Source organism: Methanocalculus natronophilus (genome assembly GCF_038751955.1).
In the GTDB taxonomy this organism is placed as follows: Archaea; Halobacteriota; Methanomicrobia; order Methanomicrobiales; family Methanocorpusculaceae; genus Methanocalculus; species Methanocalculus natronophilus.
The window spans coordinates 318470-337275 of record NZ_JBCEXH010000002.1 but is presented as its reverse complement, the minus strand read 5'-3'; the positions used below and the strand labels follow the sequence as shown (position 1 = coordinate 337275).

Annotated in this window: 26 protein-coding genes; 9 read left to right on the top strand and 17 right to left on the bottom strand. The window is 55.3% G+C overall.

Annotated elements, in window-relative coordinates:
- The first annotated feature begins 156 nt into the window (after nucleotides 1-156).
- Nucleotides 157-534 carry a response regulator gene (locus tag ABCO64_RS03915; protein ID WP_253456474.1) on the top strand — a complete coding sequence of 126 codons (378 nt, stop codon included), beginning with the start codon at nucleotides 157-159 and terminating at the stop codon, nucleotides 532-534.
- Here the strand turns inward: ABCO64_RS03915 and ABCO64_RS03910 are convergent.
- Together ABCO64_RS03910 and tnpA are read right to left on the bottom strand one after the other, a co-directional pair.
- A complete protein-coding gene (locus ABCO64_RS03910) occupies nucleotides 471-1670 on the bottom strand; it encodes an RNA-guided endonuclease InsQ/TnpB family protein (RefSeq protein WP_253456471.1) in 1200 nt (399 codons plus the stop codon). The two genes, ABCO64_RS03915 and ABCO64_RS03910, sit on opposite strands and share 64 nt — an antisense overlap.
- Nucleotides 1671-2078, bottom strand: a complete 408-nt coding sequence (gene tnpA, locus ABCO64_RS03905) for an IS200/IS605 family transposase (protein WP_253456468.1) — start codon at nucleotides 2076-2078, stop codon at nucleotides 1671-1673.
- A 187-nt stretch (nucleotides 2079-2265) separates the two neighbouring features.
- Here tnpA and ABCO64_RS03900 point away from each other — a divergent pair, with 187 nt between their 5' ends.
- Entirely contained in the window at nucleotides 2266-2499 is a 234-nt protein-coding gene (locus ABCO64_RS03900; protein WP_253456465.1) for a hypothetical protein, read from the top strand.
- 126 nt (nucleotides 2500-2625) lie between these two features.
- Nucleotides 2626-3867: a phosphomethylpyrimidine synthase ThiC gene (thiC, locus tag ABCO64_RS03895; RefSeq protein WP_253456462.1), complete on the top strand. Its 1242-nt coding sequence runs from the start codon at nucleotides 2626-2628 to the stop codon at nucleotides 3865-3867.
- An 11-nt stretch (nucleotides 3868-3878) separates the two neighbouring features.
- On the opposite strand, the gene ABCO64_RS03890 is transcribed toward thiC, so the two are convergent.
- Complete coding sequence (locus ABCO64_RS03890) at nucleotides 3879-4997, bottom strand: DUF362 domain-containing protein (RefSeq protein WP_253456459.1); 1119 nt, start codon at nucleotides 4995-4997, stop codon at nucleotides 3879-3881.
- 112 nt (nucleotides 4998-5109) lie between these two features.
- Here ABCO64_RS03890 and ABCO64_RS03885 point away from each other — a divergent pair, with 112 nt between their 5' ends.
- Both ABCO64_RS03885 and eif1A read left to right on the top strand, forming a co-directional pair.
- Nucleotides 5110-5448 carry a plasmid pRiA4b ORF-3 family protein gene (locus ABCO64_RS03885; RefSeq protein ID WP_253456456.1) on the top strand — a complete coding sequence of 113 codons (339 nt, stop codon included), beginning with the start codon at nucleotides 5110-5112 and terminating at the stop codon, nucleotides 5446-5448.
- Nucleotides 5449-5481: 33 nt separating this feature from the next.
- Complete coding sequence (gene eif1A, locus ABCO64_RS03880; RefSeq protein ID WP_253456564.1) at nucleotides 5482-5790, top strand: translation initiation factor eIF-1A; 309 nt, start codon at nucleotides 5482-5484, stop codon at nucleotides 5788-5790.
- A gap of 35 nt (nucleotides 5791-5825) precedes the next feature.
- On the opposite strand, the gene ABCO64_RS03875 is transcribed toward eif1A, so the two are convergent.
- The 7 genes from ABCO64_RS03875 to ABCO64_RS03845 form a co-directional block, all read right to left on the bottom strand.
- Entirely contained in the window at nucleotides 5826-6587 is a 762-nt protein-coding gene (locus ABCO64_RS03875) for a DUF7289 family protein (protein ID WP_253456454.1), read from the bottom strand.
- A 3-nt stretch (nucleotides 6588-6590) separates the two neighbouring features.
- Nucleotides 6591-7025 (bottom strand): hypothetical protein, encoded by a 435-nt coding sequence (locus tag ABCO64_RS03870; protein ID WP_253456451.1) that lies wholly within the window; start codon nucleotides 7023-7025, stop codon nucleotides 6591-6593.
- Nucleotides 7003-7359, bottom strand: coding sequence for a hypothetical protein (locus tag ABCO64_RS03865; protein WP_253456448.1), 357 nt, complete (start codon nucleotides 7357-7359; stop codon nucleotides 7003-7005). The genes ABCO64_RS03870 and ABCO64_RS03865 overlap by 23 nt, the downstream gene beginning before the upstream one ends.
- The gene (locus ABCO64_RS03860) at nucleotides 7347-7874 is read right to left on the bottom strand and encodes a DUF7288 family protein (protein WP_253456446.1); all 528 of its coding nucleotides are present in this window, start codon (nucleotides 7872-7874) and stop codon (nucleotides 7347-7349) included. Before ABCO64_RS03860 ends, ABCO64_RS03865 begins: the two co-directional genes overlap by 13 nt.
- Nucleotides 7868-8809 (bottom strand): hypothetical protein, encoded by a 942-nt coding sequence (locus ABCO64_RS03855; RefSeq protein WP_253456443.1) that lies wholly within the window; start codon nucleotides 8807-8809, stop codon nucleotides 7868-7870. The genes ABCO64_RS03860 and ABCO64_RS03855 overlap by 7 nt, the downstream gene beginning before the upstream one ends.
- Entirely contained in the window at nucleotides 8806-9201 is a 396-nt protein-coding gene (locus ABCO64_RS03850; protein ID WP_253456441.1) for a hypothetical protein, read from the bottom strand. The genes ABCO64_RS03855 and ABCO64_RS03850 overlap by 4 nt, the downstream gene beginning before the upstream one ends.
- 76 nt (nucleotides 9202-9277) lie before the next feature.
- Nucleotides 9278-10531 carry a DUF1015 domain-containing protein gene (locus ABCO64_RS03845; protein ID WP_253456438.1) on the bottom strand — a complete coding sequence of 418 codons (1254 nt, stop codon included), beginning with the start codon at nucleotides 10529-10531 and terminating at the stop codon, nucleotides 9278-9280.
- 42 nt (nucleotides 10532-10573) lie between these two features.
- Here ABCO64_RS03845 and rimI point away from each other — a divergent pair, with 42 nt between their 5' ends.
- The gene (rimI, locus tag ABCO64_RS03840; RefSeq protein ID WP_253456435.1) at nucleotides 10574-11062 is read left to right on the top strand and encodes a ribosomal protein S18-alanine N-acetyltransferase; all 489 of its coding nucleotides are present in this window, start codon (nucleotides 10574-10576) and stop codon (nucleotides 11060-11062) included.
- 48 nt (nucleotides 11063-11110) lie between these two features.
- A complete protein-coding gene (locus ABCO64_RS03835) occupies nucleotides 11111-11626 on the top strand; it encodes a helix-turn-helix domain-containing protein (protein WP_253456432.1) in 516 nt (171 codons plus the stop codon).
- Here the strand turns inward: ABCO64_RS03835 and trpA are convergent.
- The 7 genes from trpA to ABCO64_RS03800 are packed head-to-tail and all read right to left on the bottom strand — an operon-like array spanning nucleotide 11577 to nucleotide 17681.
- Nucleotides 11577-12374 (bottom strand): tryptophan synthase subunit alpha, encoded by a 798-nt coding sequence (gene trpA, locus ABCO64_RS03830; protein ID WP_253456430.1) that lies wholly within the window; start codon nucleotides 12372-12374, stop codon nucleotides 11577-11579. The genes ABCO64_RS03835 and trpA overlap by 50 nt on opposite strands.
- The gene (gene trpB / locus ABCO64_RS03825; RefSeq protein ID WP_253456427.1) at nucleotides 12371-13534 is read right to left on the bottom strand and encodes a tryptophan synthase subunit beta; all 1164 of its coding nucleotides are present in this window, start codon (nucleotides 13532-13534) and stop codon (nucleotides 12371-12373) included. Before trpB ends, trpA begins: the two co-directional genes overlap by 4 nt.
- Nucleotides 13531-14103, bottom strand: coding sequence for a phosphoribosylanthranilate isomerase (locus tag ABCO64_RS03820; protein WP_253456424.1), 573 nt, complete (start codon nucleotides 14101-14103; stop codon nucleotides 13531-13533). The genes trpB and ABCO64_RS03820 overlap by 4 nt, the downstream gene beginning before the upstream one ends.
- Entirely contained in the window at nucleotides 14094-14837 is a 744-nt protein-coding gene (locus tag ABCO64_RS03815) for an indole-3-glycerol phosphate synthase TrpC (protein WP_253456421.1), read from the bottom strand. Before ABCO64_RS03815 ends, ABCO64_RS03820 begins: the two co-directional genes overlap by 10 nt.
- A complete protein-coding gene (gene trpD, locus ABCO64_RS03810) occupies nucleotides 14834-15850 on the bottom strand; it encodes an anthranilate phosphoribosyltransferase (RefSeq protein WP_253456418.1) in 1017 nt (338 codons plus the stop codon). Before trpD ends, ABCO64_RS03815 begins: the two co-directional genes overlap by 4 nt.
- Nucleotides 15847-16425: an anthranilate synthase component II gene (locus ABCO64_RS03805; protein WP_253456415.1), complete on the bottom strand. Its 579-nt coding sequence runs from the start codon at nucleotides 16423-16425 to the stop codon at nucleotides 15847-15849. Before ABCO64_RS03805 ends, trpD begins: the two co-directional genes overlap by 4 nt.
- A gap of 5 nt (nucleotides 16426-16430) precedes the next feature.
- Nucleotides 16431-17681, bottom strand: coding sequence for an anthranilate synthase component I family protein (locus ABCO64_RS03800; protein WP_253456412.1), 1251 nt, complete (start codon nucleotides 17679-17681; stop codon nucleotides 16431-16433).
- A 127-nt stretch (nucleotides 17682-17808) separates the two neighbouring features.
- On the opposite strand from ABCO64_RS03800, the gene ABCO64_RS03795 reads away from it, so the two are divergent.
- Both ABCO64_RS03795 and ABCO64_RS03790 read left to right on the top strand, forming a co-directional pair.
- A complete protein-coding gene (locus ABCO64_RS03795; RefSeq protein ID WP_253456408.1) occupies nucleotides 17809-18168 on the top strand; it encodes a spore germination protein GerW family protein in 360 nt (119 codons plus the stop codon).
- Nucleotides 18169-18774, top strand: a complete 606-nt coding sequence (locus ABCO64_RS03790; protein WP_343089212.1) for a DUF2953 domain-containing protein — start codon at nucleotides 18169-18171, stop codon at nucleotides 18772-18774.
- Nucleotides 18775-18806: the final 32 nt, after the last annotated feature.

Genomic DNA, 18806 nt, shown 5'->3' with positions numbered 1-18806 from the left:
GCATGAATTAGATGGTATTTCTCAGGCTTCTGGGATATCCACAGTCTTTTTGAGAGTTGATCAGAGAGCCGAAAAACCAAATAATAATGTTTTTATACCATTGAAACTCCCAGTAATCCATTTGTCAAAAGAATAGTGGGAGTCACGGGATTTCTGATGAATACTGCAGCGATACTGATCGTAGAAGATGAGGCAGTCACCGCAATGGCACTCAAACAGGCCCTGCTCAGTAATGGGTATTCAGTCTGCGGAGTTGTTCCGACTGCCGAGCAGGCCGTAGAAAAGGCCAGAGATCTTGACCCCGATATTATCCTGATGGATATCAAGCTCGCCGGGGAGATGAGTGGGATCGACGCGGCGAGGGAAATAATGTCAGATAAGAATGTTCCGGTCATATATCTGACAGCTTTTTCTGATGAACATATTCTTAATCAGGCCAAGTATACTGAGCCATTTGGATATCTCGTGAACTACCCCACCCTGAAGGGCGGGGCTTCCTGCTTCATAGACAATACTTGCATCACAGAGATGTGACGTAGAGGTATTGGCTCCACAGGCTCAAAGGGATGTTCCATCCCCACGCGGTGAATATTCACCGCAGCATTGTAATCCCTGTCGGTAACATACCCACAGTACGGGCATTCATGGACTCTCACAGAAAGGATCTTTTTTACGATGCTTCCACAGTTCGCGCAAATTTGTGATGTATTTCGGGGATCGACTTTGATCACTCTTGTACCAGCACTCTCAGCCTTGTAATCAAGATATGAATAGAATCGTCCCCAGGAAACATCATGAATGCTCCTGTGCAGCCCTTTTGAACTCCCTTTTTCCTTCAGCCCTTTGATATCCAGGTCTTCGACGCAGATCGTTCTATACCTGTCAACATAGCTCCGGGAGAGTTTGTGAAGAAAATCTCTCTTCTGGTTTGTGACATGATCATAAGCCTTCTCCAGTCTGCTCTTTGCCTTTTTCCAGTTCTTTGAGAAACGCTGTTTCCGGGCAATGCTTCTTTGTAACTTCCTGATTTTATTCAGGGACCGCTCATAGAACCGGGGATTCTCGATCACTATACCATCACTATCAACGGCAAATGAGTTCAGACCAACATCAATACCAACAGATCGACCTTCACACGTTGATTCGGTGACAGCCTCTGCTTCTGCCTGCTCTGCCTGGATGATCACAAACCATTTATCACCGGATCGGGTGATGAGGACACCTTTCACCGTTCCTGTGTATGGCCGGTACATCCTAAAGGGAACGGTTCCGATCTTTGAGAACGTGATCGTGCTCTGCTCTGAATCGATCCGAAACCCGGACTGATTATAGTTAAGGGTCCGAAATCGGGATGCGCTCTTGAACCGGAGTTTCCCGATCTTTCGTCCTCTCTTCTTCATCTGCGAGAGTGCGGCGATGTTGCTCCAGAGGGTATAGTTCACCATCTGAAGCACTTTCGAGTACACACCCTTGAGAAACGGGTGCTCCTCTTTCAGCGTGACGATCCGTGCCTGCGTCCCTCGCATGGTTGGCCGGATCCCGTTCTCCCGCATGGCATTACATTCTTCGAGAAGTGTGTTATAGAGCCACCTGCACGTATCGAGTGCGGCATTCAGCTCTGCCTCAGTGGCCGCATCAGGATAGGCCCGATACTTGTAGGAGACGATCATTTACTTCTCCAGTTGAGAGTCAACATACTCTTTCAGAGCATCAAGACTTACCTGTCCCGATGTTGCAAGGAAATATGATGGGGACCAGAATGAGTCACCCCACAGCAGATTCTTTGTTTCAGGGAACTCCTGACGCAGTCTTCTCGATGAAACGCCCTTGATCACGTTTGCAACATTGACGAGGTTTGTTTTCGGGGTTGCCTTGAACAGAAGATGATAGTGATCGTCTGCGGGTTCATGAGCAACCACCTCTATACCCAACTCTTCCGATAGGTTCCACACAATATCTTTCAAACGTTCCCGAATATCATCAGAATACAACGCTTTCCGGCGATATTTCACAACCATCACCAGATGATAATAGAGAGCATAGACAGAATGTGCAGATTTATCGAGTTTATACTTCATATGGGATATACGATAATATTACATCCAAGAATATATATCTATCGCAGAAAGGAAGGGCGGATCCGCTTTCATCCCCGGCCTGAAGACCGGGGACTTCCCGCTCCGCCCCCTTCACCCCTGCGAGTTAAAACCAATCCGGGAGTATGAGCTGAAATCCGCTATCGAGGTGGCTTTGCACAAACATGCCATGGAGACAGTCCGGGTTCACTCAGGGATGGAGACGGATCCTTTTCTGGATGGCATGTACCTTCCAAACATTACAAGGAGCGATATTCTAAACGAGATCACCACAATCCAGAAGACACTCGGCCTGAGCAAACAGATGTGTGCCACGAAGATTCAGGCAGAGTATCATGACCGGATAGAAACTGCTTCCCGCAATATCAGGAGTCATATAGGAGCGAAAAACAAGAACAAATAATTTTTGCTGGAAGCAGACCTGGTAAACCCTATCAGGGGTTCGACCAGACAGGGTTCTATTCATATGCACACGTTCATTGCTACCGGATTGTAGACATACCAGTAGCAAAGCCCGGAGTTATACCAGATGGGAACCATCATCGAAGAGGCTAAAAACGGCAGGTTAGTATCTGCTGCTGCTTTTGCCGCTGAAAAAGAAGGGATCAGCACAGACTACCTTATCCATGAGATCGCCCATGGCAGGGTTGCCGTCATGGTGCGGGACGGGAGAGGTACAGGCATCGGGCAGGGTTTCTCTGCAAAAGTGAATGTGAATCTCGGCACTTCAACTGCAATAACAGATCCAGAGGCCGAAGTTGCAAAAGCACGGATCGCAGAACAGTATGGTGCAGATACCATCACCGACCTCTCGATGGGCGGCGATATCACGGCAATCCGGGAGGCTGTCGTTGCAGAGACCTCCGTCCCGCTCACCACCGTCCCAGTCTACCAGGCAACAATCGAGGCAGGCGGGGTTGGGGAACTCAATGCCGATATCATTATTGATTGTGTACAAAAGCATGCAGAGGAGGGGATCAGCTCGCTGGTTTTGCATGCAACAGACCGGAGAATCCTCTCGGCACTTAAGAGAAGCCAGCGTATCCTTGGTGTCGTCTCAAAAGGGGGGTCCATGACGGCTGCATACATGCTCAGAACCGGAAAGGAAAACCCCTTCCTCGAACACTTTGATGAAGTCGCCGAAATCATGAGACGGCACGAGATCGTCGTCTCGCTTGGAAACACGATGCGGGGCGGGAGTATCGTTGACGGGGGCGATGCTGCTGCGGCTCTTGAGCGGAAGCAGAATATCGAAATCGCAGACCGTTTCCATGAAGCAGGAGTCCAGGTGATCATCGAAGGATGCGGCGGCCATGTCAGGATTGACCGCATCCCCTTCTGTGTCCGGCTGTATAAGGACGCCTCCTCCTACCCCCTCTTTGTCGCAGGGCCGCTTGCAACCGACCGGGCTGTCGGCCACGATCATATCGCCGGTGCAATCGGGGCGGCGGGAGCAGTGGCTGCAGGGGCAGACTATCTCTGTGCCATCACCCCGGCAGAACATATCGGCCTCCCGACAGGAGACGAGATCCGGGATGGGCTGATCGCCTTCAGGATAGCAGCCCATGCCGGCGATACCGTCCGGCTGGGACTGGATGAGAGCGACAGATCCTTCTCGCAATGCCGGGCGGCTCTCGACTGGAAGGGCCAGGTTGAACTGGCAATCGATCCGGAGGGTATCCGGTCACGGGTTCCGGAGAGCGGGCCCTGCTCAATGTGCGGCGATTACTGTGCGATTAAGATCATGCAGGAGCACCTGGGCCGCTTTTGATCAGATCCTGATCAGATCCTGATCAGTTCGTACTCGCTGCTGCCAAGGCCGATCTGCTCACCGTGGATAACCTGTCTTCTAATCGGCACCTGTGGCCAGACTCCTGCAAACTTATCCTCACCCGGAGCATGGTGCAGGAGAAGCCGGGTTCCATCCAGCCCGTGCTGGGCATTGATGATATCCAGGCTCGCTGCATCAATTGCCACCGGATCGGCTGAGGCAAGTATCCCGATATCCGGGACGATCTGCCGGTCCGAGAAGGGTGCACAGTCGCAGTCGGGGGTTATTTTGAGGAGGAAGTTCAGGTACAGCACCTTCTCCGGGAAGAGCGAGGCAGCGGCGAGAGCATATTCCGCGAGCCGTTCCGAGAGGTGTGCTGCATCACGTTCATAATCAAAGTAGATCGCAGATTCCGGGCAGATATCAACGCAGATACCACATCCGATACAGGTGTCCGGATCAATCCGGGCAGCGCCCTCAAAAATGATTGCGTTCTCCGGGCAGGCAGAGACGCAGCCCCCGCACCCTTCACAGCCATCTTCTTTTGCAATGGCGGGCATCGCACGGTGCTGCTCATGTTTTCCGGCAGCCGAGGCACACCCCATCGCCAGGTTCTTGATCGCCCCTCCAAAACCCGCAACCGCATGGCCCTTGACATGCGAGACGACGACCAGAGAATCGGCCTCGGCAATCCCGGTGGCTATCCTGGCTTCCTGCAGGTGGACTCCGGGGATTGTGATCACCACCTCGTTTTCTGATCTGAGCCCGTCTGCGATAAAAACTGGCGCACCGGTCACCTCGGAGCCAAACCCGTGCCGGATGGCAAGCGCAAGATGCGAGACGGCATTGTGCCTCATCCCCCGGTAGAGCGTGTTTGTATCGGTCAGAAACGGCACCCCGCCCGCCTCTTTCACTTTCCCAACCACCTGCCGGATATAGAGCGGCGAGACGAAACTGTCACACCCTTCTTCTCCAAAATGCGTCTTCACCGCGACAAGACCGCCATCTCCGGCAACCCGCTCGCAAAGCCCCGTCTCATCAAGGAGCCGCAGGAGCTTTGCCTGGAGACTCTCGCCTTTTGCACCTGCCTCAGACGAGGCAAACCATACCTTTGCAGCCTTTGCAGCCATGGAGAAAGGTGAGGCGTTCATGAGAGATGATACTTGGGGATGGGAGGATTATCACCTCCATAACTTCTCAACCAGAGACCCCTAGACCGGAGAAGAACAGCTGATCACCAATATGAAAAATGAATTCCCGGAAGGTCAGGTGGTCTGTTATGATGAACGGAAAGAGAAGATCAGGGGGTATTTCAGGAGGCCAGGCATCACAGCCCGGTATGAGTATGATTTCGGTGAAGAATGGCAGCACTCTAAATCACATTCGAAGAGGAACGTCCACGGGAGGGAGAGAGGAGATATATCCCTGCTATCACTGGTGATTGAGGTATGTATGGTTCCATCATCCTTGAGAATACCCTCCTCCTCCCCACCCCCCATCACGTGCAATACTTTAAGTAAATCCGGAATCCATACTTTAGCAGATAACTCGCGCGCTGGATGCCTGGTGATACCATTATGATATTCAAACGTGAGGGAGAAAGAGGTAGATTTTCTGACTGATAGCAACAAAAAAACCGGAGAACCAGAAGGGGTCGTACGAGTCCGTCTTCCGAACAGACGTTTAAAAGAACAGTTTGCAATTGCAGATCTGATGCTTGGATCAAACCATATCAGGGTCCGTTGTGGTGACGGCATAACCCGGATGGGCAGGATCAAAGGCAAGATCAAAAAGCGGGTCTGGATCCGCGAAGGTGATATCTTAATCGTCATTCCCTGGTCATTCCAGGACGAAAAATGCGATATCATCTATCGCTACACCAAACCACAGGTAGACTGGCTCAGGTCACACAACTACCTCTGAACCCAATTTTTTAAAAACTCAAACACAGTTTTTTTTCAGAATCCGGAGATCTGGATGACAGTCTCCTTGACAATCAGTCGTGCTGCATTCGGATGGCGGTAGCTATCTGCCCCGGTACTGTGCATGCCGAGCCGCCCGATCAGGTAGTTTTCCCAGGCAACAGAATAGTCCTCTTCAGGATGGGGCGTATACCCAATCTCAATTGTTCCGGGAAATACCTGATATTCCGTAGTGTTCAGCTTTGCCGAAACGCTCTTCATCCCGAGCCGGCCGACACCAGCAAGGGTGCGATCCCTGTCCGTGTCGAAACTGATGAAAGAGATGATCAGGGTGACTGTTTGATGATCATCAACATACCAGCGTGGCTCTGCAAGCATCGCTGATCCCGGAGCAAACCCGGGTCTCGTCACAACCGCCCCGTTCTCGATTGCAACCCGTGACCGGTCGAGATCAGATGTGTACCGGATCTGGCCGGGTTCATAGGAGGGGAGTGTCCGCAGAACACCATCCGGATCACTGTACGATACCGTGAAGACCCCGGAAACCCCGGTTACGTGGAGTGTCCCCCCCGAGACCTGGAGCGCCGTCTCTTTATACGGCACCATCTTGTAGCTGAGCGATTTCTGGTCGTTCTGGAGGACGATCATCGTCTGCTCCATATTCCGCATATCCGCACTCCCCTGCCCGGCGATGATCAGGGGCAGCCCATACAGGATAACAATCGCAATCCCGATCACCACAATCGAGAAGATCAGGATGAACCCGATCGCCTCAGAGACCCCGTCATCCCGCCTCATGCCTCAGACACCCCCTGAATCATAGATGACACGGGTATGGCCGCCACCGCTTGTCGTCCCTGTAACCGGTCGGGTCGCCCCGATTCCGGCAAGCGAGATGACCGTCTCGGTCCTGTCACCGAAGACGATAATCTCCTGATCGGCTCCGGATTTCCTGACAGAGACCGTATACCCCTCCCCAAGAACATCGTAGGGTGTGTTGAAATCGGAGACGATATACCCGGTACCGGGAGCGATCGTATAGATATCAACAACCCGGGCAGAGACACCATTTCCAATATCAACATACGAATGGTACATGAACCGTTCCACAGGCTTATCCATCAGGGCATCATTTGCCGTGATCATCACCGTCACCATGAGCACCATCAGTACAGCGGTGATAATGATATAGCCGATCAGGTTTGAGACGGCATCAGATGAGGAGGGTCTCTTCATAGATGGTCACTCCATTATTGAACCGGATGGTTATCATAACTGTCCCAAGCGGACCTGGCTCTTTATCTATCTGCACAAGCGCATGGTTCCGCTCAAGGGACAACAACCTGATATCCTCGGAGATGTCCCGGGTAAACTCCCCCTCCCCGACTGAGTCGATCACCTGGCCGCGGAGATCCCGGATCTCGTGTTTTGGGAACTCAAGCACCCCTTCTGCGGTTGTCTGGCCAACCAGCGTCGCCTGGCTCACGATCAGCATCAGGAAGAGAAGCGCAATACTGATCAGAAACCCCATCAGGACAATCCACTGCCCGTCATCATTCAGCCTCGCCACAGGATCACCTCCAGGAGAACCATCTGTGTCCGCTGTGGCGACTGCGGGAGCTCTGCTGGCAGATTCTCATGATAGGGCGTCCTCACCTGCACCCACCGGGTCACCCTGACTGCCGGTTCATACCCGGAATAGGGCACAGATTCGGTGAAGAAAACAGAATCAACCTCATCTGAATTCCCCACCCGGTAGAAGACCTCTGCCGAATACTGGACGGGATCGTCGCCTTCCACAAGGGATCGGGAACGAACCAGGCTGCCAAACCCGCTCTGAAACCCGTCTTTATCCCATGTCGCAATCATCTCCTCAAGTGCGGAAGCTTCCCCCGGGCCTTTCGGGAGATCCAGCACCGCCAGGGCATCTGCCCCGAGCTGTTCAAGCAGCATATCATCGATATGGGTATCGCCCGGAGTATAGACGCTGATCGCTTGGAAGACAATTGTTGCAGTTGCGATCATCAGGAGTGCTGCTGCCACCCCTTCAATCGTATAGAGCGACGCCTGATCCCGGTCTACCATACCGCCACCTCCAGGATACCCTGCTGTACAGGCGGCGGGATGAGTACATCATAATCGCAGACAACACCCGCCGTTGTTATCTCCTCAGGTGGATCATCGGGATCATCAAAGGCAAACGTGATCGAGATGCTATCACTCTCCCGCCAGGGAGGATTGGTTTGTGGTAGCAGGCAGAACGAGAGGATGTTATCCTGGTGATCCAGGGTATAGCCGGTGTAGGAAATGGGGATACGCTTGCGCCTGATATCATGGAGCCGCGGGGTACCTGAGAGATTCAGTGACGGAGCGTCTGTCCGGATACCAATCTCAAGGTAATCGGTCCGTGGATCGATTTTGAAGAGGGGATGGACTGATGATTCAAGGAGCGTCTCCATGGGGATCTCAATTGTGATCCGGTCAGCTGTGGCATTTCCCAGGAGCGATGCGGCGATCAGTGCATCATCAACCATCAGGGACGCATTCCCTCTCACCACCACGACCCGCCTCACGATCCCATGCTGCTCAGGAGGGGTGGGGCCGACTGACTGAATGGTTCCCTCATCGAGGGTGGTAAGGCTGATATGAAACGAATAGGGATAGTCGCCAAAGATAAGTGACCTCCGGAAATCGTCAGGGTACTGAAAACTGCCATCAAAGAACCTGGCAACTTTTGTTCCCGAGAGAATATGCGCAGTCCCGTGACCCGCAGCAAGCCCCATCCTGACGACATGATCAGGCTCTTCCTGCTCCCATACCGGGAAGTCAGGTGATGCCGGCATCCCCGGATCTTCGGTGAGAATAACCCCGGTCCGGTAGGCAACCGCATCATAATCGATATGTGCCGACTGAACCGAGAAGAGCGTATGCGGCACCATCGCGGCAACAAAGATGAATGCGATGATAAATATGGTGAACCCGACAAGAAAGTCAAAGGTCACCACCGCATCATCCCTCACACCGGACCCTCCGGATAGATGATGATGCGTTGCGGTTCGTCTGGAACCGGGAAGCCAAATGGATCAATCGGGGTGCCGGGGTCAGGCCCATCAAAGGGAGCAGGGACAGCACCCCTCCAGGTGATGAAGAGAAACCGGTATCCCGGATCGGAATCAGCAGTGAGGATAGTCCATGAAGCCGCACTCATATCCGGGTGGACATCCCTCCCGATGATCAGGTAGACCGGGCCATCAGAAAAAGCCAGGGCTTCCTCAAGACCAATTCGCATCTCCTCATCTCCCGGAGGAGCAGTCCCTTCCAGTGGTGGAGGAAGGTCCTCGCCGGGAATCGCAAGGCACCCGGAGAGCGCAAGCAGGGTTGCAAGGAGTAGCAGGATACAGATCCGGTGCACAGATGATACTATCCTCCCTGAAGCAAAAGAGTTTTGTGGAGATGATGGAGTTGGGGCAACCCCCCTCATCAGCCAGTCAGTCAAGAGGATGGATGACAAGCCCTGAAAGAAGCTTTGGCTCAAACCATGTCGATTTCGGGGGCATAATTTTGTCATCATCGGCGATATCGCAGATATCCAGGATCTCAATCGGCTGCATCAGGATGGCAGCAGCATACTCCCCCGAATCAACCGCAGCCACAAGATCCGCAATCGGCTGGGCGCCGCCCATAAAGTCCAGCCTCTCATCACCACGGGGATCATGAATCTCAAGCAGCGGTGAGAGGACGCTCTCCTGGAGAAGCGAGACATCAAGTCGTGCAATCGGATCAGCGCCCGGATCAATATCCCTGGACAGCTCGTAAAACGCCCCCTCGATATAGAGATGGAAGACGTGGCGTTCTGCCCTCCCACCGGCAACCGGGATATCTGTTTTACTGGTATCCACGGAACTAGATTTTTTAACCCGAAACTGCGCTTCAAGCGCAGCCAGAAACGCATCCGGCGTCATACCATTGAGAGAGCGAAGCAACCGGGAATACCCGTGGATTGTGACGGAATCGTGGGCAAAGAGAACACCCATGAACCTTGATGCCCCGGTTGTCAGAACGCCGTGTTCCTTCCGTTTCAGATAGACATTCACAGCACTCTTTGCCCGGTGATGGCCATCTGCGATATAGAGGGCATTTATATCAGAGAAATGGCCTCTGATCTGCTGTATGGCGTCTGGATCATTCACCGCATAGATCCGGTGTACTGACCCGTTCTCCGCTTCTGTCTCCGCAACCGGATCCCCGGTGGCAAGTGACCTGATAAAACCAGATATCCCGCCTGGATCCCGGTACAGCAGGAATACCTGGCCGGTATTGGCATTGACAGAATCAATATGCCGGGTACGATCCTCCTCCTTGTCATAGCGGGTCAGCTCATGACGTTTCACGGTCTTCTTCAGGTACTCTTCTGTTCCGATGCAGGCAACAAGCCCCGTGTAGACCAGACCCTGGTGCTCAACCTGGTAGATGGAGAAGCTCTCGCTGTCATCCCTTGCAAAGAGCCCCTGATCCTGCATCTCAGAAAAGACTGCGCGGGCTCGATCATACACCTCATCAGCATAGGGCGAAAGGTGCATCAGTTCCGCATCGGATCGGATCACCCTGAGGAAACTCTTCCTGTTGCGTGCAATCACTGCGGCAGCTTCTTCCCGTGTGACGACATCATAGGGAACAGATGGTACATACGCAGATTCTTCCCGCGCCGGACGCAGGGCTCTGAACGGATATATGGCAACCATGGAAAACTCCACGTAGGTGTAGGTGCTTAACTCTAAAGAAAGATGGTGACCGCAGGATACCCCGGACAGTACGGGAAACCAGTCCTCATCAGGAGATCAAATCCAGCAGACATCCCTGAGATCGCCTCGCTTGAGGCAGAGGCATTTATCGACCCCTGGGGGGAGGAAGGGCTCCGTGAAGCGATGAACAACTACCTCACCTCCTTCTTTGTCGCTGTAGCAGACGGCATGATCATCGGGTTCTGCGGCGGCGGCATCGAGAATACCGGGGACATCGTCTATGGGCATCTCTGCACACTGGCTATCCGGCCGCAGTACCGGCAGCAGGGTATCGGCAGCGAACTGGTTGCCACAATCGAGCATGACTTTCTCCTTCTCGGTGCAACAGCCGTCGAACTGGAGGTCAGGATCTCAAACAGGGACGCTATTGCCTTTTACAGAAGACTCGGATACCGGGCGGTCTTCTGCTATACCCGCTACTACAAGGATGGCGAAGACGGTGTTGTGATGATGAAATGGTTTGCGTCCTGAGGAGAGAGAGGGGACACGCTTATCTCCCATACCCCTGAAAACCATACTATGTTCTCCCGCCGGATCTTTGAGACTGATTTTGCCGAGGCACTTGAAGAAGAGCTGAGGAGGAGGGATATGACAATCCGGGAGCTCTCCTCTGCAACAGGGATACCACCGGCAACCCTCTATAAGATCGCATCAGGTGAACGTGACCCCCGTCTCTCGACGGTGCGGCGGATCGTCGAAACGCTCGAGCCAAAGGAAGAGAGCTTCATTGCTGTTGTCGCAGCCAAGTTCCTCCTTGACGAGATCGAGGGCTCCATTGTCACCATTGCAGGTGAGGACGTCAGGCTGAAAGGCTATGCAGCAAACTCCATTGACGAATGCATCATGGCAGCAGTGGAAGCCAGGAAAGAGGGGGCGGCAGGGATCATCTGTGCACCCGTCCTCGCATCCATCATCGAACGGATCGTCGATATCCCGGTTGCCATCCTGAAACCAAAGCCCGAGACGGTCATTGATGCGGCAACCATCATTGCCCGGAGGATCGAGGGGTTCTCACGGGGCCGATCCCGGCTTTAATACTTTTAACCACCGCCGCAACAGCCTTCGCCGGATCGCCCCTCTGATCCTCTATAGCCCAACTGATGGCTGAGCCGACGATCACCGCATCGGCACCTGCGGCGACTGCCTCATACGCGGTATCCGGAGAGCCGATCCCAAAACCAACCGCAACCGGCAGGCGGGAGACCTCTTTTGCGATATCGATCCTCCTGCCGAGATCCCCTGGCAGATGGGCGCGCCTCCCCGTGACACCGGGTGCAGAGACAAGATAGAGAAATCCCCCTCCTGATGCTGCAATCTTCTCTATCCTCGAAACCGGAGTGGAGGGGGCAATGATGAAGATCCGATCGATCTCCGTATCCGGTACAGAGACCTCTTCAGGCGGCATATCAACCACCAGAAGCCCGTCCCCGCCTGCATGAGCGAGTTCGGCGCAGAACCGCTCTTCGCCCATGACAACCACCGGGTTTGCATAAGTCATCAGCACGATTGGGATCTCACTATAGGTTCGGATCTCCTGGATCAGGGAGAAGACCGTGTTCAGTCCGCATCCGGCAGCAATCGCCCGCTCATGGGCACGGCAGATCACCGGCCCGTCCGCCACCGTGTTTGTGGCAGGAACAATCAGTTCCAGCATATCAGCACCTGCGTCAATAAGTGCCCGGATCACTGCCCGTGATTCATCCGGAGATGGATCGCCCGCCACCGTGCAGGCGACCAGGAGAGGGCCATTGCCTGCGCCAAAGGCCGCGTCTATCCTGTTCACAGGCCCGCCTCCAGCACAGTGGCGAGATCCTTGTCTCCCCGCCCCGAGAGGGTGACGGCGATCATGGATCCAGACTCCATATCATCTGCAAGCCTGAGAGCTGCTGCAACCGCATGAGCAGACTCCAGTGCCGGGATGATCCCTTCAGTCCGGGAGAGGAGGCGGAAGGCAGCGATCGCCTCGCTGTCAGATACAGTCATGTACTCCACCCGCCCGGCATCCCTGAGGAAGGCATGCTCCGGGCCGACACCCGGGTAGTCAAGTCCTGCCGAGATGCTGTGGGTGAAGGATATCTGCCCCTCATCATCCTGCAGCACCGAGGTGAATGCTCCATGGAGGATGCCGGGGGTTCCAGAGCAGAGCGAAGCCCCGTGTGAACCGGGATCCGAACCGACTCCTCCTGCCTCGGCACCGACCAGCCTCACGGAATCATTGATGAGCGGGGAGAATGTCCCGATCGCATTTGATCCCCCGCCGACACAGGCAACCACCGCATCAGGAAGCCGTCCATGCTGGCTGACTGACTGGATGGAGAGCTCCCTCCCGATAACAGACTGGAAATCACGGACAATCTCAGGGAACGGATGAGGCCCGACACAGGAGCCGATCAGGTAGTGGGAGTCCTGAGCAGTGGCTGCCCAGTTCCGGAGCGCTTCATCGACTGCATCCGAGAGCGTGCCGGAGCCGGTCGAAACCGGGGTGACGGTTGCTCCAAGCAACTCCATCCTGGCGACGTTCTGCGCCTGCCGCTGCATATCGAGACTCCCCATGAAGACCTCCACCTGAAGACCGAGGACTGCTCCGGCCATTGCTGTTGCAACCCCGTGCTGGCCCGCACCGGTCTCTGCGATCAGGCGTTTTTTGCCGCTTTTCTCTGCAAGAAGCGCCTGGCCGAGTGTGTTATTTATCTTATGAGCCCCGCCATGCAGGAGATCCTCCCGTTTCAGGCAGATGGAAACCCCGGTCTCCTTTCCAAGGTTTCTGCAACGATACAGCGGGGTCTCCCGGCCGGCATACCGGGAGAGGAGGAGGGAGAGTTCATCCATTGCCTGTTCATCCTCCCTGAATGCCGCATAGGAGAGACAAAGATCCTCAAGCGGCGACAGAAGGATCTCCGGGGCATAACAGCCGCCATAGATCCCAAACCTCCCCGGAGTCATACCGCACCCATCCTGCAGGCAGTGACAAAATGTTTCATCAGCTGCATATCCTTCACACCCGGACGCAGTTCAATACCGCTTGAGACATCGACTCCCGCCGGGTCAAGCTGCTGAATCACCAGGGCAACGGTTGCCGGATGGAGCCCTCCCGAGACGATGATGGGATGACCGGTTCTGCACATTGCCGCTTCTGCAGCAGGGAGATCAAGGGGGATGCCCCTGCCGTGCGAGGCATCCAGCAGAAGCCGGTCCGCATCCTCAGGCGGATTTGAGAGCCCGTCCCATGCGGCGATGCAGGTGAAGCGATCCGGGACCCTCTGGCCGTGATAGATCTGGACTGCATCCGGATTGAGCCGGTAGAGTCTCCTGAGAGCAGCAGGCGACCGTGTCGTCGTGACACAGACCGTCTCCACCTCGCCCCTGACCGCGGAGAGGATCGTCTCTGCCCGGCGGGGGGTGACTGCCCGTGACGACGGGGTGAAGAGGATGACGCCGATTGCATCCGCACCCGCGGCAACCGCTGATCTGGCATCGGCGGGGCTGGTGATACCACAGACCTTTACATACATACAAACCGCTCCATGGCAGCTTCCGGGTCAGCTGCTGCCGCAATGGCTGATCCGATCAGAACCGCAGAACAGCAGTCCTGGTATGCCTTCACCTGCTCAGGATGAGCGATCCCGCTCATTGCAACCGCAATCCTGCCAGCTGACCTCACCTGCGGGGCAAGATGGAATGACCGATTTGGATCGATTGCGAGGGTTGTAAGATCACGGTTATTGATACCGATGATCCGGGCGGGTGTTGCAAGGGCGGCTTCGACTTCCTCTTCGCACGCCACCTCGACAACCGGCTCAAGGCCGCAGGTATACGCATACCTGACAAAATCCAGGAGATCTGATCCGAGAACCGAGGCGATCAGCAGGACAGCGTCCGCACCGATTGCCCGGCTCTCCCTGATCTGTGCAAAATCCACCAGGATGTCCTTCCTCAGGATCGGGAGGCTGACATACCGCCGCACCACCGGGATAAAGGAGGGGTCCCCCCTGAAGACGGTCGGCTCAGTCAGCACCGAGATGGCAGCTGCGCCGCCTGCGGCAAGTGCAGCAGCAAATGGGCCCGGCGGCAGCACCGCACCTGTCATGCCCGCAGGCGAGGCATACTTCACCTCACCGATGACAGCAGGTTGCCTGGAGAGGATTGCCTGTTCAAGGCTCCGACAAGGGGGCAGTTCCCGGTTGGAGAACTCCAAAAGATCTGCAGCCCGTTTCCGGGATGATTGCACGATAGCATCAAGGATCATACAGAACCCCCGGAGATCTCCACTGCACGTTCAAGCGATGCAAGCGCCCTGCCTGCATCAATGGATCGTTCTGCTGCTGAGAGGGCAGCAGGCAGTGTTGCACCTCCCCCACCGACCATGATGGCACCTGCCGCATTCAGGAGCACAATATCCCGTGCAGGACCCTCGCCACCCGCAAGGAGATGCCTGATGACTGCCGCACTCTCTTTTGGTGATGAAACGGCAAACACGTCCGGCGGTGCTGGAGAAAGACCCAGATCCCCTGCTGCAAACTGGTAGTCTCTGATCCTGCCCCGGCACAGTTCGGCGACCCGGTTCTCTCCATCAAGAGATAGTTCATCAAGGCCGTTGCCGGAGACGACAAGGGCATGCGACACCCCAAGCCGCTGAAGTGCGTCAGCCATCGGGTGGAGAAGTCCTGGATCTGCAACACCCAGCACCCGGTTGACCGCTCCTGCCGGATGGCAGAGCGGGCCTGTGATATTGAATATCGTCCTGAAGCCGAGCTCTGACCGGATGCTTCCAAGCCTCAGGAGCGCGGGATGGTACTCCCGTGCCGGAAGAAACGCAATCCCACACCCCTTGAGAAACCGGTCTGCCTCCGCCTGTGACGAGGCAGGGGCAACGCCAAGAACCCCCAGTACATCGGCAGATCCCGAGACCCCGGTCACTGCCCGGTTTCCATGTTTGAAGACCGGTATCCCTGCACCTGCTGCAACAAACGCGGCGGCGGTACTGATATTAAACGTCATCGCGTGATCGCCGCCTGTTCCACAGGTATCAATTGGCGGGTTTGGCCCGGTGATCGTGATTCTTCGTGCATGAGAGAGCAGGATACCGGCACAGGTTGCGAGATCGCTGCCATCCAGGGGATAATGCTGCATGGCAAAGAGGAACGCCCCTGCCTGTGCCGGTGTTGCGGATCCACTGACGAGATCCAGAAAGGCATGCGCAATGCCTCCTGCTGGAAGAGGGGTGCCATCTGCTATCGCCCGGCATACCTCCTGGATCATGCAGCCACACTCCTTTTGAGAAAGGCGGCCACGAGATGGGTGCCGATCCCGGTTCCGAAACTCTCAGGATGGAACTGCACCCCTTCAAGCGGGAAGGAGCGGTGACGGATCCCCATCGGGAGGTGATCATCCAGGGAATAGGCAGTGATGACCAGTTCGGCCGGGAGCGTGGATGAATCAATGATAAGCGAATGGTACCGGACCGCTGCGAGAGGATTTGGCATCTCCCGGTAGATACCGCACCCGTCATGAGAGATCGCTGAAACCTCCCCGTGAACCGGACGGGGGGCATGGATGATCCGTCCGCCAAAAAAAGAGCAGATCGCCTGGTGTCCAAGGCAGACTCCGAGAACCGGAACCTTTTTTACATACTCCAAAAGCACCGCAAGCGGGAGATCGAGATCCCCTGGCCTGCCGGGGCCGGGTGAGAGGATGATTCGGTCCGGCTCTTCTGCGGTGACCGCAGCCAGGGGTTCGTCTGGTTGGATCACCACCGGATCGGCCCCAAGGCTCCCGACGATCTGGAGCAGGTTGTAGCTGAAGCTGTCAAAGCAGTCGATGATTGCCACCTTCATACAGCCTACACCTCCCCTGCCGAGACCACTGCCCTGAGACAATGTTCTGCCTTCATCATCGTCTCATCAAACTCGCGATCCGGATCAGATCCCGCCACGATCCCGGCACCTGCCTGGACAGACGCAATCCCATCCCTGACAACAACAGTCCTGATGGTGATCGCAAAGGCAAGCGACTCCCTGCCTGCAATACCAACGGCACCCGAATAGATGCCCCGGGGCGAATGCTCGGCAGCAGCAATAAGCTCCATTGCACGCTTTTTGGGAGCTCCGGTAACCGTTCCTGCCGGAAAACAGGCACGGAGGGCATCATAGCCGTCACGGCCTGCCGCAGCCTTCCCCGTGACTGTTGAGACGATATGCTGAACAGTCGGGTACCGGGCAACCTCTGCATACCGGGAGACTGCAACTGAGCCGTATTCAGCAACCCTCCCGATATCGTTTCGTGCAAGATCCACAAGCATCAGGTGTTCAGATCGCTCTTTTGGATCATTGAGGAGGTCGGCTGCAAAAACCGCATCTTCTGCGGGGCTTTTACCCCGTGGGCGTGTCCCTGCGATCGGAACAGTTGTAATGGTGCTGCCTGCTGCTGAAACAAGCATCTCAGGACTCTCACCTGCCACCTGTGTATATCCATAATCAAGGAAGTATCCATAACAGGAGGGATTGTGTGAGCGGAGTTTTGCATATATGCCAAGAGGGCGTCCCACAAACGGGATATCTGTTCTCCGGGAGAGGACTGCCTGGTAGCAGTCGCCGTCACGGATATGCGACTTCAGGTTCCTGACACCATCTGTATACGTGGGCCGATCCATGGTCGCCGAAAGATCCCGGGGAATCTCCCTGTCCGGTGGGAGAGGATAGACGAGATCACACGAGAGCAACAGATCTGCCATCCTGGCAAGACGTGCCTTGCCTTCCCGTCCCTCTCTTCTGGAGAAGAGGGTAACCTGGTCCTGGTAGATGAGGACTGCATCAGTTGCTGCGAGAAAATGGCCTCCTCCCTCATATCCAAGATAGCCTGCAGGAGAGAAGGGGCCGTCACATGAGATCGCCCTGAGGGTGTCATAGGGATCGTGTGGGAGGGTGATCACCTCAGCATCCAGACCGACTGTTGCCGGGAGACCCGGGAATTCAAGAAGATACCCCGGCCCATCGGCAAGGGCATGATAGACCGCAACCGGATCTGCTCCCTTCAGGGGAAGAGAGAGCGCGGGTGCGGGGGATGCCAGTCCGACGGCATCACCGCAGTGCATGTATCAGTTTGCATGGAAGAGTGTATGTTATGAACATATTTATACATTGTTGTATAGATGTGTCTTAAGGCCCTCCTGCTCCCGGCACGCCACATCCTTATATTGCATGTGATGCCATCTCACTACCATGTCAGAGAGAACAATCTTTGATGCAATCCTTGAGCACCTCAAGACGATGGTATCATCAAATATCCTGGTATCGGATCCAATCATATCAGGAGACCGGTCGATCTTCACCATATCCTCAGTCGGGTTCGGCTTTGGAGGGGGTGAGGGGAAGGGAGATGATGGCAGCGGTGCCGGCGGCGGTGCCGGTGCAGGCGTCACCCCGATTGCAGTTATGATCATTCACCAGGATGTCAAGGGACCAGAAGGCATCCAGATCTTCAACCTCGGAAAGAAGGGAGAGGTGGCACAGGCGATCTCGACTGCTGCTGAATCCCTCCCCTCGGTCATTGAGGCGGTCAGGGGTACAAAGAAAGAGTAGATGGATCTCTTCCTGATCATACTCATACCAGCATGCCTGGCGGGGATCATCCTCCCCTTTCTTCTTCCCTTCTGCACGACACTCCTCGGATCGGCAGATCCCGGGGGGTGGCACCTGGGCGGGGCAGTCGGGCCGGTTACGATCCTCCTCGCTCCTGAGCGGATGCTTTATATCCAGGTCCTGAACAGGACGATCTGGTCTGGAGAACTGGCACCTGAAGAGGAGGGGATGCGCGATCCGGGGGGAATGAGCGGAGAAACCGGTGAAGACGAAACGACAGAAGACCTTTTGGACTCAACTGAAGGACTGGCTGATCTGCCTCTCCGGCAGATCCTGAAACTTCCTGTCTCACTGGATTCCCTGTACATCAATGGAACAATCGGTACCGGGGATGCCGGCAGAACCGGGGAACTCTATGGATGGCTTGCCGGAGTCCGGGGAGCATGCAGTGGCAGCCGCCTGCATATCAATGTGGTTCCGGATTTTACCAAATCCAGCTGGTCGATCAGGATCAGGGCACGAATCCGAATCAGATCGCTTTTCGAACTCATTCAGGCGCTTATTCCGATCGTGAGAACGACCATGCGCCACACCCATATACTTTAAATATTTTGATTACGTCTTTTCTTTGTGTGTGA